Annotated in this window: 1 protein-coding gene; it reads left to right on the top strand. The window is 74.1% G+C overall.

The window, feature by feature from the left end; all coding sequences use genetic code 11:
• On the top strand, positions 1-448 hold a 448-nt coding region (locus tag ACLD7X_RS18960; protein ID WP_482764001.1), incomplete at both ends, for a glycosyltransferase family protein.

Genomic DNA, 448 nt, shown 5'->3' with positions numbered 1-448 from the left:
TCGACGGCGACTGCACGCTGCAACCGGGTTTCCTGTCGGCCGCCACCGCCGCCCTTGCCGCGCACCCCCGCGCGGTCGTGGTCTGCGGACGGCGCCGGGAACGTCATCCGCAGGCGTCGGTCTGGAACCGTCTGTGCGACCGCGAATGGAACACCCCGCCCGGCAAGGCCCGTGCCTGCGGCGGCGACGCGCTGTTCCGCTTCGGCCCGCTGATGGCCGCGGGCGGCTATCGCGACAGCCTGATCGCGGGCGAGGAACCCGAGCTTTGCCTGCGCCTGATCCGCGCCGGGGGCGAGGTCTGGCGCATCCCGGCCGAGATGACGCTGCATGACGCGGCGATCCTGCGCCCTGGCCAGTGGTGGCGCCGCACCCGCCGCGCGGGTCATGCCTTTGCCGAGGGCGCACATCTGCACGGCGCGGGCCCCGAACGGCACTGGGTGGCCGAAAC

The organism is Aphanothece microscopica RSMan92 (assembly GCF_046613545.2).
Classification (GTDB): Bacteria; Cyanobacteriota; Cyanobacteriia; order PCC-6307; family Cyanobiaceae; genus NIES-981.
Note: the sequence above shows the minus strand (reverse complement) of the source record. Positions and strands in the feature narration are given on the sequence as shown.